The 15,446-nt window shown below is 63.4% G+C and carries 11 protein-coding genes; 5 read left to right on the forward strand and 6 right to left on the reverse strand.

Annotated elements, in window-relative coordinates:
• Positions 1 to 7 precede the first annotated feature (7 nt).
• Together H2O77_RS13180 and H2O77_RS18130 are read left to right on the forward strand one after the other, a co-directional pair.
• Complete coding sequence (locus H2O77_RS13180; protein WP_215823277.1) at positions 8 to 1,738, forward strand: proline--tRNA ligase; 1,731 nt, start codon at positions 8 to 10, stop codon at positions 1,736 to 1,738.
• Positions 1,739 to 1,913: 175 nt separating this feature from the next.
• On the forward strand, positions 1,914 to 2,843 hold the full coding sequence (locus tag H2O77_RS18130) for a lytic transglycosylase domain-containing protein (RefSeq protein WP_215823278.1): 930 nt from the start codon (positions 1,914 to 1,916) through the stop codon (positions 2,841 to 2,843).
• 141 nt (positions 2,844 to 2,984) lie between these two features.
• Here H2O77_RS18130 and H2O77_RS13190 read toward each other — a convergent pair whose 3' ends face one another.
• The 4 genes from H2O77_RS13190 to yrfG form a co-directional block, all read right to left on the reverse strand.
• Complete coding sequence (locus tag H2O77_RS13190) at positions 2,985 to 4,544, reverse strand: phosphoenolpyruvate carboxykinase (protein ID WP_215823279.1); 1,560 nt, start codon at positions 4,542 to 4,544, stop codon at positions 2,985 to 2,987.
• A gap of 309 nt (positions 4,545 to 4,853) precedes the next feature.
• Positions 4,854 to 5,768, reverse strand: coding sequence for an Hsp33 family molecular chaperone HslO (hslO, locus tag H2O77_RS13195; RefSeq protein ID WP_215823280.1), 915 nt, complete (start codon positions 5,766 to 5,768; stop codon positions 4,854 to 4,856).
• Positions 5,769 to 5,922: 154 nt separating this feature from the next.
• Positions 5,923 to 6,315, reverse strand: a complete 393-nt coding sequence (locus H2O77_RS13200) for a S4 domain-containing protein (protein WP_107336226.1) — start codon at positions 6,313 to 6,315, stop codon at positions 5,923 to 5,925.
• Complete coding sequence (gene yrfG, locus H2O77_RS13205; RefSeq protein WP_215823281.1) at positions 6,312 to 7,022, reverse strand: GMP/IMP nucleotidase; 711 nt, start codon at positions 7,020 to 7,022, stop codon at positions 6,312 to 6,314. Before yrfG ends, H2O77_RS13200 begins: the two co-directional genes overlap by 4 nt.
• A gap of 201 nt (positions 7,023 to 7,223) precedes the next feature.
• Here yrfG and nudE point away from each other — a divergent pair, with 201 nt between their 5' ends.
• Positions 7,224 to 7,820: an ADP compounds hydrolase NudE gene (gene nudE / locus H2O77_RS13210; protein WP_215824606.1), complete on the forward strand. Its 597-nt coding sequence runs from the start codon at positions 7,224 to 7,226 to the stop codon at positions 7,818 to 7,820.
• Between the two features lie 202 nt (positions 7,821 to 8,022).
• Here the strand turns inward: nudE and H2O77_RS13215 are convergent, their stop codons facing one another.
• Positions 8,023 to 8,382, reverse strand: coding sequence for a hypothetical protein (locus tag H2O77_RS13215; protein WP_043331367.1), 360 nt, complete (start codon positions 8,380 to 8,382; stop codon positions 8,023 to 8,025).
• A 647-nt stretch (positions 8,383 to 9,029) separates the two neighbouring features.
• On the opposite strand from H2O77_RS13215, the gene H2O77_RS13220 reads away from it, so the two are divergent.
• Both H2O77_RS13220 and H2O77_RS13225 read left to right on the forward strand, forming a co-directional pair.
• Positions 9,030 to 10,598, forward strand: coding sequence for a helicase HerA-like domain-containing protein (locus H2O77_RS13220; protein WP_215823282.1), 1,569 nt, complete (start codon positions 9,030 to 9,032; stop codon positions 10,596 to 10,598).
• A gap of 849 nt (positions 10,599 to 11,447) precedes the next feature.
• Complete coding sequence (locus tag H2O77_RS13225; protein WP_215823283.1) at positions 11,448 to 13,061, forward strand: sensor domain-containing diguanylate cyclase; 1,614 nt, start codon at positions 11,448 to 11,450, stop codon at positions 13,059 to 13,061.
• A 226-nt stretch (positions 13,062 to 13,287) separates the two neighbouring features.
• On the opposite strand, the gene ilvD is transcribed toward H2O77_RS13225, so the two are convergent.
• Complete coding sequence (gene ilvD, locus H2O77_RS13230; protein WP_107336223.1) at positions 13,288 to 15,132, reverse strand: dihydroxy-acid dehydratase; 1,845 nt, start codon at positions 15,130 to 15,132, stop codon at positions 13,288 to 13,290.
• Between the last annotated feature and the right edge of the window lie 314 nt (positions 15,133 to 15,446).

Consider the following 15,446-nt stretch of genomic DNA (forward strand, 5'->3'; position numbering starts at 1 on the left):
TGAGCCCATGCGTGCCAGTCAACTGCTGATTTCCACTCTCAAGGAAACCCCGTCCGACGCCGAAGTCGTCAGCCACCAGCTGATGCTGCGGGCCGGTTTCATCCGTCGCCTGACCTCCGGCCTCTACACCTGGATGCCACTGGGCCTGCGCACACTGCGCAAGGTCGAGCGCATCGTGCGTGAAGAGATGGACCGCTCCGGCGCCCAGGAACTGCTGATGCCGGCCGTGCAGCCAGCCGAGCTGTGGCAGGAGTCCGGTCGCTGGGAGCAGTACGGCCCCGAGCTGCTGCGCGTCGTTGACCGTCACCAGCGCGACTACTGTGTCGGCCCGACCCACGAGGAAGTCATCACCGACCTCGCGCGTCGTGAGCTGAACAGCTACAAGCAGCTGCCGGCCAACTTCTACCAGGTCCAGACCAAGTTCCGCGACGAGATTCGTCCGCGCTTCGGTGTGATGCGCTCGCGCGAGTTCGTGATGAAGGATGGTTACTCCTTCCACCTGGGCGAAGAATCCCTGAAAGAGACCTATCAGGTGATGTACGACACCTACGTACGCATCTTCACGCGCCTGGGTCTCGACTTCCGCCCCGTCATCGCCGACAACGGCTCCATCGGTGGCACCGGCTCCCACGAATTCCACGTGCTGGCCGCCTCCGGTGAAGACGCCATCGCCTTCTCCACCGGCTCCGATTTCGCCGCCAACATCGAGAAGTGTGAAGCACTGCCGGCACCGCTGGGCGAGACGCCTGAGCGCGCGGCACCGACCCAGGAGATGCAGCTGGTCGACACGCCGAACGCCAAGACCATCGCCGCGCTGGTCGAGCAGCACGGTCTGGACATCAAGAAGACCGTCAAGACGCTGATCGTCAAGGCGGCCGAAGGCGTCGAAGGTGGTCTGATCGCGCTGATGGTGCGCGGCGACCACGAGCTGAACGAGATCAAGGCCGAGCACCTGCCGCAGGTCGCCGAGCCGCTGACCATGGCCAGCGACGAGGAAGTGCGCGCCGCCGTCGGTGCCGGTTTCGGCTCCCTCGGCCCGGTCGGCCTCGAGATGCCGATCATCATCGATCGCAGCGTCGCGCTGATGAGCGATTTCGGTGCCGGTGCCAACATCGAAGGCAAGCACCACTTCGGCCTCAACTGGGAGCGCGATCTGCCGCTGCCGGAAATCGCCGATATCCGCAACGTCGTCGCCGGTGATCCGTCACCGGACGGCCAGGGCGTGATCGACATCGCACGCGGTATCGAGGTGGGTCACATCTTCCAGCTCGGCACCAAGTACTCCGAAGCCATGAACGCCACCGTGCTCGACGAGAACGGCAAGGCGCAGCCGCTGTCCATGGGCTGCTACGGCATCGGCGTGACCCGCGTGGTCGCCGCTGCCATCGAGCAGGGCAACGACAAGGGCGGCATCGTGCTGCCGGAAGCCATCGCGCCCTTCCAGGTCGCCATCGTGCCGATGAACGCCCACAAGTCCGTGCGTGTCAGCGAGACCGCCGAGCGCGTCTATCAGGAGCTGACCGCGGCCGGTTACGACGTGCTGCTGGATGATCGTGATCTGCGCCCGGGCAACAAGTTCGCCGACGGCGAGCTGCTGGGCATTCCGCATCGCCTGGTGATCGGTGACCGCGGTCTCGACAATGGCGAGTACGAGTACAAGGGTCGCACCGATGGCGAAGCGACCATGATCTCCGTCGACAGCCTGCTGGACTTCCTGGCCGAGCGCAGCGCGAGCTGAACTCGAGCAGCCTGAGCCACTGGCTCACGGCTGACGCTATCGCAGTACCCAAGACAGCCCGCTCCTCTTCTCGAGGGGCGGGCTGTCTCGTTATCTGCCTTCCTTGAACATCCCATTACCGTCAACGCCGCGGTAACGGCATAATGGCGCCATGACTGATACGCAGGGACTGCGCATGACCATCTCATCGATTTCCCCTTCAGCGCCGCCCGTAAAAGGCGCTGCAGGCGACACCCCACATCGCCGCCTGCGCCCGTGGCTGGCCGCTGTCCTGCTGACGCTGAGCGCCGCGTCTACCGGACTGACAAGCCCCCCGGTGCAGGCCGCCGCCGCGATCCCCGAACATGGGCTGTCGCCGGGGCTGCGTGACAGCCTGCGCGAGGCCTTGGCCGAGCCCGAGGCCTTCGAGGACCCCATCGATGCCCTGCACTGGGTATTGAGCATGCAGCAGCGCCTGGAGCGCTACATGCCGGACCGTGCCGCGCGCATCGACCTGCTGCGCAAGGTGCGCCGCGAAGCGACGCGCACAGGCCTGGCACCGGAGCTGATCCTGTCCGTCATCCAGGTCGAGAGCGCCTTCAAACCCACTGCTGTCTCCCACGCCGGTGCTCGCGGCCTGATGCAGGTCATGCCGTTCTGGAAGCGTGAGATCGGCGAGCCCGACGACAATCTGCTCGATCAGGACACCAGCCTGCGCTACGGCGCCACCATCCTTGCCCACTACCTCAAACGCGAGAAAGGCGACATCACCGATGCGCTGGCGCGCTACAACGGCAGCCTCGGCAAGACCTGGTACCCGGAGCGGGTGATGCGCGCCTGGACCACCCGCTGGTGGTATCAGGCGCCGGCGCCCTTCGTCGCCGAACGCACGCCCGAAGGCCTTGCCGACACCGCCGACGAAGGCACGTCACCACGCGCCGAGACCAGCAGCACTGAGCCAGGCCAGTCCGGGCCACGACATGGCCTCGAGCAAAGTGGTGGTGTTGAGCTGGATGAAGGTATCGAGCAACATACTGGCGCTACGCAAGGCCAGCACGCGCTCGTCGCCGAGGACACCTTCGACGGCCCTGCCAACCGCTCGCTGGCCGCCGGTGGCAGTCCCTGACATGCCCGACAGCGCCTGACAGACCCGACAGCAGGTGATGACAGCAGCTGTTGACGAGAAAAGCAGCAGACACGAAAAAGCCTCGCCCGGAACACCGGGCGAGGCTTTCTGCTTACCGCTTGCGATCAATCCTGCTGATCGTCAGACCAGGGTCGGGCCTGCCGCGATGATCGCCTCATCCACGCCGGCGAACTTCTTGAAGTTCTCGACGAACTTGGCTGACAGGTCACGCGCCTTGCTGTCGTAGGCAGCGCGGTCTTCCCAGGTCTCACGCGGGTCGAGCAGACTGGAATCGACGCCCGGCACGCGCACCGGCACATCCAGGTTGAGCACGTCGATGTGACGCGTCTCGATGTCCGCCAGCGCACCGTTCTGGATCGCGCTGATGATGCCGCGCGTGGTCGGGATGGAGAAGCGTGAGCCGCCCTCACCGTAGGAGCCACCGGTCCAGCCGGTGTTGACCAAGTAGACGCGTGAGCCGAAGGCATCGATGCGCTTGATCAGCAGGTCGGCGTATTCACGTGCCGGACGCGGGAAGAACGGCGCGCCGAAGCAGGTGGAGAAGGTGGCTTCGAGACCGGCGGTGGAGCCCATCTCGGTGGAGCCGACCTTGGCGGTGTAGCCGGACAGGAAGTGGTAGGCAGCGGCCTGCTTACTGAGCACGGACACCGGCGGCAGCACGCCGGACATGTCGCAGGTCAGGAAGACGATGGCATTCGGCTCACCGGCACGGTTTTCCGGCACGCGCTTCTCGATGTGCTCCAGCGGGTAGGCGGCACGCGAGTTCTGGCTCAGACGGTCATCGCCGTAATCCGCGCCACGACGGTCATCCAGCACCACGTTTTCTAGCACGGCACCGAACTTGATCGCGTTCCAGATCACCGGCTCGTTCTTCTGGGACAGGTCGATGCACTTGGCGTAGCAGCCGCCCTCGATGTTGAAGACGGTGCCTTCGCCCCAGCCATGCTCGTCATCACCGATCAGGTAACGCGCCGGGTCAGCGGACAGGGTGGTCTTGCCGGTGCCGGACAGGCCGAAGAACAGCGTGGTCTCGCCATCGTCACCGACGTTGGCGGAGCAGTGCATCGGCAGCACGTCCTTTTCCGGCAGCAGGAAGTTCTGCACCGAGAACATGGCCTTCTTCATCTCACCGGCGTAACGCATGCCCGCCAGCAGGACGCGACGACGCGCGAAGTTGATCAGCACGACGCCGTCGGAGTTGGTGCCATCACGCTGTGGCTCGCAGGTGAAGTGCGGCGCGTTGAGGATGGTCCACTCGCTCTTGTCCTTGGCATTGAAGCTGTCCGGACGCACGAACATGGTACGCGCGAACAGGTTGTGCCAGGCCGTCTCGGTGGTCACGCGGATCGGCAGGTAGTGCTCGAGGTCAGCGCCGACATGCAGCTCGGAGACGAAGCTGGCGCGCTCGCCGAGGTAGTCCTCGACGCGCTCCCACAGGGCGTCGAAACGCTCCGGGCTGAACGGGCGATTGACGCTGCCCCAGTCGATGGCGTCCGAGGTGGACGGCTCGTCGACGATGAAGCGGTCGTTCGGGGAGCGTCCGCTACGGGCTCCTGTCTCTACGACCAGCGCGCCGTTGTCGGCCAGACGTCCTTCGCCGCGAGCCACTGCCAGCTCGATCAGCTCTGCGCTGCTGAGATTGGTGTGAGTGGTCACCGCACTGTCTTGATGCTTGCTCATTCGCGTCTCCGCGGCTCAGGGCCGCCCTCTCTCTTGATGGCTGAAGCCAGATGCCCGAGGTACATGCCACAGGCTTATTTTGTGATCGATCGTTGCTGCCCGATCGCGCATGACGGCATGCCATGACACCGTCGATACCACCAGCACAGGGCATCCGGCCCTGTGCTGGCAAGGCATTATGGCAAAAAGGGTGTCAGGCGGAAACGCCCATTGTTGCAACACTTTGGCGCAGGCGCCGTCGCCTGACGGACGACGATATGTCAGACAATCATCATCCCCGTGGCCAGCCGCCGGCGCGTCGGGAAATGCTCAATGCACGACGGGGCTTTCGGCGTCAGGATCTTCGATGATCGCTTCCACTTCCGCGGCACTGAAGGAATAGCGGGTATGGCAGAAGTGACACTGGGTGGCCAGCTCGCCCTGCTCGGCGACGATCTGACGCAGCTCGTCGGCGGCGATGCTGTGCAGAGCAGCGCCCAGACGCTCTCGTGAACAGGTGCAGCCGAAACGCAGCGCCTTGGGCTCATAGATGCGCACGGTTTCTTCGTGATAGAGACGATGCAGCACATCCTGCTGCTCCAGCGTCAGCAGCTCCTCGGCCTTGAGGGTCTCGGCCAGATGCACGACGCGCTCCCAGGCATCCGGGTCCTTGTTGGCGTCATCGTTGGGCAGCTGCTGCAGCATCACGCCGCCGGTGCGCTTGCCATCGGCCATCAGCCACAGGCGGGTCGGCAGCTGCTCTGACTGGCTGAAGTAGCTCTCCAGGCAGCCGGCGAGGCTGTCCTGATCGATGGCCACGATGCCCTGATAGCGTTTGCCTTCACGCGGGTCGAGGGTGATCACGATCTGACCCTGGCCGACCAGCTCCTGCAGGCTGGACTCTTCCGTCGGCAACACCGCCTCATCGCTGAGACGTGCGATGGCGCGCAGCTCGCCGCCGGGGTTCGACTCGGCCATCAGCTGGCGCACGATACCGGTACCGCGCACTTCCAGCGTCATGGTGCCATCGAGCTTGATGGTCTCGGTCAGCAGCGCCACGGCCGCCAGCATCTCGCCCAGCTGGCGCGAGATGGCCTGCGGGTAGGAGTGACGATCGAGCACCTCGGTGTAGGCCTTGTCGAGTGTGACGATCTCGCCACGCACGTTGGTGGCATCGAACAGGAAGCGCTGGATCTGATCGAAGCTCGGCGCGGCCGCATCGTCAGTGGAATGGGAATCTTGCATGTCGTGTTCGCTCATTGAGGGACCTCAAGGCAGGCGTGAAGAGAGAGCGCACAAGCGCTCCCATATCAGGCCGCCAACAACGATGTGCTGACACACATCGGTATGGAAATTGTGCCGGTCGGTGCCAAGGCACCCGGCGGTGACTCGCGCTGGCTCAGCTATCGGCATCCTGGCGCTGGAAGCGATGGATGTTGCGACGCTGTTTCTTGTCAGGACGGCCGGGAGGCGGCGTCATGCCCTGATTGCCGAGGCGACGCGTCTCGGCATCACGCTCACGGCGCTCGCGGGACTCCTGCGTCTCCTGATAGAGCTTCTGGGCCTCGGGCGCGCCACGGCGCTGGTCGCTGAGGGCCAGCACCTCGACGACGAGGCGATCCCAGCCCTGCGGCACCTCGATCACGGCGCCGACCTCGACGGTCTTGGAGGTTTTCACCTTGCCGCCGTTGTACTGGATCTTGCCGCCTTCGATGGCCTTCTTGGCCATGCCACGCGTCTTGAAGAAGCGCGCCGCCCACAACCACTTGTCGATACGTACCTGATCGCTCATGACGCCTCCTTGCCCTCCCCGTCGCTCGAGACTCCGGCATTGGCCACCTCGGGGCCCGCGCCCTCGGTCAGCACTGCAAAGCCGTCCAGGCCGTGCACACGCTCGAAATCACGCGCAGGGCGCTTCGAATCCGGCTGACGCACGCCCAGCAGATGGGCAATGCCATAGGTGTGGGCACTTTCCAGCACCTGGGGATTGTCATCGATGAACAGGGTACGCGCCGGATCGAAGGGCTCAATCTCGTTGAGCTTGTGCCAGAAGGCCTGCTCTTCCTTGGCGTGGCCCAGATCCGCGGACGACACCACGGCGTCGAAGTAGTCGCCCATGCCGGTCAGCGCGAACTTGAGATCGATGCCATGGCGGTCGGCGTTGGTCGCCAGCACCACGCGTTGCGGCTGATCGCGCAGCCAGGCGAGGAAGTCCTCGGCCTCATGGCGATAGCCGATCAGATGCTGTACTTCACGCTTCAGGGCGACGACGTCGAGCTTGAGCTCACGGCTCCAGTAATCGAGGCTGTACCAGTTGAGCGTGCCGGACTCGCTGATGATGCGCGCCTTGAGATCGGCCTGCAGCGCCTCATCGAGGCGGTGCAGCTCGCAATAGCGCCTGGGCAGGTGTTCGAGCCAGAAGTGGCTGTCGAAGTGAAGGTCAAGCAGGGTGCCGTCCATGTCCAACAGCACGGTGTCGATAGTGTTCCAGTCAAGCATCGGATTCTGTCAGCCAGAGGGAAATTTGGCCTCATAGTGTAAAGCATGGCCCACGGGCGCGCATGTGCAACGAGGGGTGATGGCGGCTTGTGATTGCCCCGCTCGCGGCGGCCTGCCACGATGAGCGACAGTGTTCTCTCTTCTCATACTGCCTCGCGAGGACTTGCGATGGATGATGCGCCAGATACCGTTCACCCGACCATGAGTCATTCAGACGCCAGCCACACGCTGACGCCGCCGCGGATCGACTCACGCCGCGAGGTCGCACGCTCGCGCCTGTTCGCCGTCGAAGCGCTGGAATTGACCTTCTCCAATGGCGCCACCCGCAGCTTCGAGCGCCTCAAGAGCGGCGGTCACGGCGCGGTGATGATCGTCGCCATGCCCGACCCCGACCACGTGCTGCTGATCCGCGAATATGCCGCTGGCCCTGAGCAATATGTGCTGACGCTGCCCAAGGGACTGATCGACCCGGGCGAGGACCCGGTGACCGCCGCCAATCGCGAATTGATGGAAGAATGCGGTTATGGCGCGCACAACATCGAGCCACTGGCCGAACTGAGCCTGGCGCCCAACTACATGGATCACCGCATGAACGTGATGCTGGCGCGCGACCTGTTCGAAAAGCGCCTGCCGGGCGATGAGCCGGAACCGCTGATCGTCGAGCGCCACCGCCTCGATGAGCTGCCGGCGCTGCTGGCGCGTGAGGACTTCCACGAGGCACGCGCGATCGCGGCGCTGTTCATGGCCCGCGAACGCCTGCTGGCCGGGGAAGATACCTACAGCCCTCGCTGGTGGTAGGGGCTTGGTGGCAGGGGCCAGCCCCCTCTTTCCTGCCCCTCAAACCCTGCCTTGCGTGCTCCCATACGACGACAAGCCCCCGCCAATGGCGGGGGCTTGTCGTTTCACTCGCGATGCGCTCAAGCGGGTCGTGCTGGCGACTCGTTCAGGCACCGCAAGATCCATTGCGGGTCTGGCCTGAGACCAGACCGTCAAGACACGATCATTCGGTCTTCATGCTGCCATCAGCGGTGTTGGACGAACCGGATTCCGGGCTGACGCCCATATGGTCTTCGCCCTTGTCCATGACCTTGCCGTGCTTGGCGGACTCGGACTGGGCCGTGCCACCTTCCACCATCATGGAATCCTTCTTGGTGTTGGCAGAACCACTCTCGGTGTTGCGCTCGGTATCATCATGCACCTTGCCATCTTCATGACCCGCAGCAGTACCGCCCTCTACCTTGGTGGAGTGGGCGCCAGTGTTGGCGGAACCGGTGTTGCTGGATTCGTGGTGCTCGGCAAAGGCAGCAGTGGTCGGCAGTGCCAGGGCAGTCGCGAAAAGTGCAGCAGTCAGCTTCTTCATGATCCATCCTCCAGTAGCGGTCTGTTGCAAGAGACGAGCAGATGATTCGCTCGGCCGTTGCCGGTAAGCCTTCAAGAACCCCGAGACTGGATGTCTCGAGTTCCAGGCTCCACAAGACGCTCCTATCTATCTCAACGACGTCTTGTGGTACTGCGTCAAATCTTTGCGGCGCATGTCTCAAACACCCTCTAGCGCGTCGGCTGCTTGTCGGAGCATTCTTCAAAAAACGTCACCAGAGTTGTACCCGAACCTGCTGGTGTCATTCTTGACGAAAGCGCCAATCTGCCGAGGCGTGTTGCGTCACATGCGCCCTGATGCCTAAAGATATGGAACTACAGGGCCGGACTTTCAAGCAGAGAAGGGAAAGAAAAATATCTTTCTTCCAGATTTCCTATACAAGAGTGAGATATCGGCTCGCGTTTAATTAGCGCCTATATGGGCTGCTGGCCGCTCATCAGGCGGCTTGTCGCGCGTCGGTTGCCTGACGCCATGCGTCAAGCGGCGCAAGATGGCTTGCAGTATTTTACTCAACGAAACATTTTGTAACTCTATGATTCCACGACATCGCCCATCTCTGCGGTCATCGGCAGTGGTCGTCACACCTCCCTCTGCAAGCACCGCCATCACCTGAATGACAGGAGACTCACATGCCAGACGTGCTGATCGGGGGACTCGCAGGACAGGGACCCAAGGGCCACATCACGCTAGCCGGGGCACTGGCCAATCGACACGGCCTGGTCGCTGGTGCGACAGGTACCGGCAAGACCGTCACGTTGCAGGTGCTGGCAGAAGAGTTTTCGCGCATGGGAGTGCCGGTGTTCACCGCCGACGTCAAGGGTGACCTCTCCGGCATCGCCGCGGCGGGTGCCCCGCATCCGCGCGTCGATGAACGTCTCGCCAGCCTCGGCATCAATGACTGGCAGCCTCAGGCCGCGCCCGTCAGACTGTGGGATCTGTTCGGCAAGAGCGGGCATGCGGTGCGCGCCAGCGTGGCTTCCATGGGGCCTGAGCTGATGTCGACCCTGCTGGAATTGAATGACACCCAGAGTGGCCTGATGCACCTGGCCTTCGATCATGCCGAGCGTGAAGGGCTGGAGCTGATCGATCTCAAGGACCTGATCAGCCTGCTCAAGCATATCGAGCGTGAACGCGAGGGCTTCGAGGAGCGCTATGGCAGTGTCAGCCCCCAGAGCCTCGGTGCCATGCTGCGCCGGGTGCATGTGCTGGCCACCCAGGGCGGCGAGCGCTTCTTCGCCGAACCGGCGCTCGACATCAATGACATGCTGGCGACCACGGGCGAGGGAGACCAGACACGCGGCTTCATCAATCTGCTCGATGGGCGTGAGTTGATGCAGAGTCCACGCCTCTATACCACCTTCCTGCTGTGGTTCCTATCGACGCTCTTTCGCACCCTCCCCGAACGCGGCGATGCCGATCGCCCGGTGCTGGTGTTCTTCTTCGACGAGGCCCACCTGCTGTTCGACGCCGCTCCCAAGGCATTGCTTGAGCGCCTCGAGCAGACGGTGCGCCTGATTCGCTCCAAGGGGGTCGGCGTCTACTTCGTGACCCAATCGCCCGCTGACATCCCCGATGACGTGCTCGGCCAGCTGGGCAACCGGATCCAGCATGCCCTGCGCGCCTTCACTCCGCGCGACCAGAAGGCCGTCAAGACCGCTGCCGAGACCTTCCGCCCCAACCCGGCCCTCGATACGGCTCAGGTGATCACGGAGCTGGGCGTGGGCGAGGCACTGGTCTCGGTGCTCGACAGCAAGGGCACGCCCACCCAGGTGGAGCGCACCTTGATCGCGCCGCCACGTGGGCGGATCGGCCCGTTGAGTGACAGCGAGCGCACAGCGCTGCTGGCAAGCTCATCACTGGCCGGTCGCTACGATGAGGTGATAGACCGTGAATCGGCTCACGAGCGTCTCGAGGCGCAACTGACGAGCTCGGCGACGGCCCAGGTTCGGCCGAAGGAGACACCAGCGGCAACGCCTGACACCACGCCGCCTGACACAGAACGGGATGGACGCGCTCAAGCCGCTGCCAGCCGCGACTCCGAGCAAACAAGCCCGGTGGCCGAAAGCGCCCCGCGCACAGGCGGCAGACAGCGTCAGGGCGTCATGGAGACCCTGCTCAAGTCCGTGATGCGCGCCGTGGGGTCGCAGCTGGGACGGACACTGATTCGCAGTCTGCTGCGCTCCTTCACTCGCCGCTGAGGCTCGCTCCCTTCAGTCTGATACCACGCCAACAGCCTGACGCCACGCCAACAGCCTGACGCCTCGCCAACAGCCTGAAGCGCTCCTTGGCAAGGAAAGGCTTTTCCCGGCAAGCAAGCTCTCGAGACTGAGAGACTCATCCTTCACGAAAAGCAGGACATCACCCATGGTCATTTGACCATGGGTGATGTCCTGCTTTCGCTATCCAAGGCTGCTGACATCATATCGTCGCGCAAACTTCATTCGCTCTCGGCAAGGAGACGCCATACTGATGATTGCTGCTTACCGGCAGCACACCATGACACACACGCGCTTGCCACTACTCTCGGGGAGACTGGACGATGTGCATGAGCAATGAAGCATTGGAATTGTGGCTGAACGACAACTGGTTCTCGATCGAACTGGCGTTGGAAGCCATCGATATGGAAGCGACAGCGGAACCTCAGCTGGCAGAAGCCGCCTGAGCCAACAACGATACGCATGACAACAGCGGGATCCTGCCTGCCCCACCGGTGACACCAGGTGTGAAACGGCACAGGACACGAATGACAGGACAAGCGGCACACAGACTCTGCCACGCATGACGACGCAGCATGGTGGGCAGAGAAAGAACTTGTCGGGGAGGCCGTCGATCAGCCATCGACCGGCCTCCCCGTTTCTTTTGTACCACCACCAGAGTCACGGCCTGGCGCGTCTCCAATCCAATTGCACCTCGAAAGGCCCCGCCAGTCTTACGTATATGAACAGTTGATTTCCTGCCCCGGCAAAACGCCCGTTCATCGCTCCCAGCCGCCATACTCTTTTTTTGGTCATTCCCTCTCCCCGCAACATGCAAGATAAGGATGTCACATGCTGCCGCCCCCTCCCGCGCGACCACCCTCCTCAGGGCACTCGAGTCCAGTTGATACCTCAGAGCTCTCGCCACAAGCCGCCGCCGCGACTGTCTTCCTCAATGAGAATCTCGGGCCTGCCCAGCTGCAAGCGTTGTTTGCCCTGACACTCGCGCCTGCGGAAACCTTCAGCGAACAGCTCAGAGAGTATCTGGTGACCGCCTGCCGCCTACTGGGGATGACCACCGGCATCCTCGGCCATGCAGAGGCCAATCGCTATGAAATCATGGCGGCCGTCAATCCGCCGCCCGGGAAGATCGAGGGCGCGATCGCACCGTTGAACGAGACCTTCTGCAATGAAGTCGTTGAGCAGGCAGGCTGCATCGCCTACGCCAATATCACGACCACGCCAGCACTCGAGGCTCATCCGGCCCTCAAGTCGATGCCCTTCCAGAGCTATATCGCCGCCCCGGTATGGACCGAAGGCCGTCTGACCGGCACCGTCTGCTTCGGCGACAATTCACCGCGCGCGGCAGATTTCAGCGCCAGCGATCGTGCACTGGTCGAGACACTGGCCAGCCTGCTGGGAGGCTTGATCGATCGCGAGAATGCGCGCAAGCGGCTGACCAGTGAACTGGGCAACCTGCGCCTCGCCTACCAGGAGATGGAGCTGCTGTTCTCGCGCTGCCAGCTCCCGATGGCGATCATGGACTTCCATGGCCATTGGACACGTCTCAATCCCGCGCTGGCCCAACTGCTGGGGACGGAGAGGAGTGAACTGCAGCGTGGCGCGCTGGAGGATGTCTCCCACCCTGCTGACATGCAGGCCTGTCAGGAGGCGCTTCTGGCCATGCAGGCCGGCGAGATCACCCACTTCGAGCAGCCGCATCGCTATCTGGGCAGACAGGGGCAGATCATCGAAGTCATGCTGCATCTGGATGTGATCGACAGCCACTCCGGCGTCATTCTCAGCCAGCACCAGGACCTCAGCGAGCGACGCTCCCACGAGGAGAGCCTGGCCCGCATGCGGCACAAGCTGGCCAGCATGGCGCCCCCGGGCCCGGCCGTGCCGTCGGTGCTGGACAAGCTGTTGCCCACGGAGATCTTCGCGCAACAGCTGGATGGTGAGATCGCGCGCAGTGCACGCCACGGGCAGCCACTGTCGATCCTGCTGCTCAACGTGGATGCCTTTACCGACTTCAATCGCCAGTACGGCCGCGCCGCAGGAGACCGCGCACTGCAACAGGTCTCCACCATTCTGCGCAACGCGACACGCAAGAGCGACCTGCTCAGTCAGCGCGACGATGGCTCGCTGATCGCGGTACTGGGCCAGACGGATTCCAGCGGCGCCATCATCCTCGCCGAGCGCGTCCGCCATGCCACGGCAGAACTGCATGGTCTCGATGGGCCGGTCACCTGCAGCATCGGGCTGACCTGCTATCACCCGGCGCCCGATACGCTCACGCTGGTCAACCGGCTCGAGCTTTGCGAGCGCGCACAGCACGCACTCAAGAAGGCCAAACGCCAGGGGCGCAATCGCGTGCGCTTCCTGGAGCTTGAGCCGGTCATCCCGACGGACACCTTCTCAAGCCCCCAGTCACCGACCGGCTCCCCCTCGCCCGACCTGCCCTGAGTGGCGCCTCCCGCGTGTGCGACCTGCCGCGGATGCCCTTCAGACACATCCCCATCAACGACAACGGCCACCCCAAGGGGTGGCCGTTGTCGTTTGACTCACTCAGCACTCACTCAGTACTCACAAAGGAGACATACAGGAGTCACACAGGCTTGCGCGGTGTCTCAGCGCAGAGGCCTGCTCAGAGACCTGCTCAGAGACCGGGTCAGATATCTGAAGCCAATTCTCAGTCCAGCTTGCTCAGGTCGCGCACGGCGCCCTTGTCGGCAGAGGTCGCCAGCAAGGCATAGGCCTTGAGCGCGGCCGAGACGCGACGGTTGCGCTGGATGCTCGGCTTCCAGGCATCCTTGCCGCGGGCATCCATCGCTTCACGGCGCTCATGCAGCTCGCTGTCGCTCAGCTTGACGTTGATGGTGCGATTCGGGATGTCGATCAGGATGGTGTCGCCATGCTCGACCAGACCGATGGCGCCGCCCGCCGCCGCTTCCGGAGACGCGTGACCGATGGACAGGCCCGAGGTACCGCCGGAGAAACGACCGTCGGTGAGCAGCGCACACGCCTTGCCCAGCCCCTTGGACTTGAGATAGGACGTCGGGTAGAGCATTTCCTGCATGCCCGGACCGCCCTTCGGCCCTTCGTAGCGGATGATCACGACGTCGCCTTCCTTGACCTTGTCAGCCAGGATGTCTTCCACCGCTTGATCCTGGGACTCACAGACGTAGGCACGGCCTTCGAAGACCAGGATGGAGTCATCGACGCCAGCGGTCTTCACCACGCAACCATCCAGTGCGATGTTGCCGTACAGCACGGCCAGGCCGCCCTGGGTCGAGAAGCAATGGTCGTAATCGCGGATACAGCCCTGGGCGCGATCACCATCCAGGCTCGGCCAGCGCGCGCTCTGCGAGAAGGCGGTCTGGGTCGGGATACCGCCCGGGCCGGCGCGATAGAACTCGACGACTTCATCAGTGGGCGAACGCATGATATCCCACTCTTCCAGCGCCGCAGACAGCGAGTCGCCATAGACGGTCGGCACTGAGGTATCCAGCACACCGGCACGATCCAGCTCGCCCAGGATCCCCATGATGCCGCCGGCACGATGGACATCCTCGATGTGATATTTCTGGGTATTCGGCGCCACCTTGCACATCTGCGGCACGCTGTGGGACAGCTTGTCGATGTCGGACATGGTGAAGTCGACACCGGCTTCCTGAGCGGCGGCCAGCAGGTGCAGGATGGTGTTGGTCGAGCCACCCATGGCGATATCCAGCGTCATCGCGTTGGCGAAGGCGGCGCGGGAGCCGATGGCACGCGGCAACAGATGCTCTTCGTTGCCTTCGTAGTAACGGCGCGCCAGCTCGACGATGCGATGCCCGGCGTTCTCGAACAGGCGACGACGATCGGAGTGCGTAGCCAGCACGGTGCCGTTGCCCGGCAATGCCAGACCCAGCGCTTCCATCAGGCAGTTCATGGAGTTGGCCGTGAACATGCCCGAGCAGCTGCCACAGGTCGGGCAGGCGCTGCGCTCGATCTCGGCGACCGTCTCGTCGTCGACGCTGTCATCGGCGGCGATGACCATGGCATCGACCAGATCGAGGCCGTGATCCAGCAGCTTGGTCTTGCCGGCTTCCATCGGACCGCCGGAGACGAAGATGACCGGGATGTTGAGGCGCATGGCGGCCATCAGCATCCCCGGGGTGATCTTGTCACAGTTGGAGATGCACACCAGCGCATCCGCACAGTGGGCATTCACCATGTATTCGACGCTGTCGGCGATCAGGTCACGCGACGGCAGCGAATACAGCATGCCGTCGTGGCCCATGGCGATGCCATCATCGACCGCGATGGTGTTGAATTCCTTGGCGACGCCGCCGGCCTTCTCGATCTCGCGCGCGACCAGCTGACCCATGTCCTTGAGGTGGACGTGGCCCGGCACGAACTGGGTGAAGGAGTTGGCAACGGCGATGATCGGCTTCTGGAAGTCGCCATCTTTCATGCCGGTGGCGCGCCACAGGGCGCGAGCGCCGGCCATGTTACGACCTGCGGTGGTCGTACGGGAGCGATACTCTGGCATGGTAAACCTCATTCAATGCGTGGCCGCTCTCCTGTGCGAAGAGGGACTGATTCATGGAATTGCGCCTGGCAAGATCAGGAAACTGACGCCACCCTTCTGCGCAATCCGCTGCAGAATCACTCCGCACGGGAGCGGCTTCTGTTTTGGTCAGGCGGCGTCCCGCTCGGGGTACGCACACCTGGTGTCCAGAGGAGACGCGTGCCTCATGGGTCAACGCTATCTGCCTAGGGTCAATTCTGTCATGTACCGCCCCCGCTTGCCTACCAGATAGCGCCGCCCACGCCATCAGCAGCCCCGAAAGATGCCGACAAGCG

The organism is Cobetia sp. 4B, assembly GCF_018831605.1.
GTDB classification, from domain to species: domain Bacteria; phylum Pseudomonadota; class Gammaproteobacteria; order Pseudomonadales; family Halomonadaceae; genus Cobetia; species Cobetia amphilecti.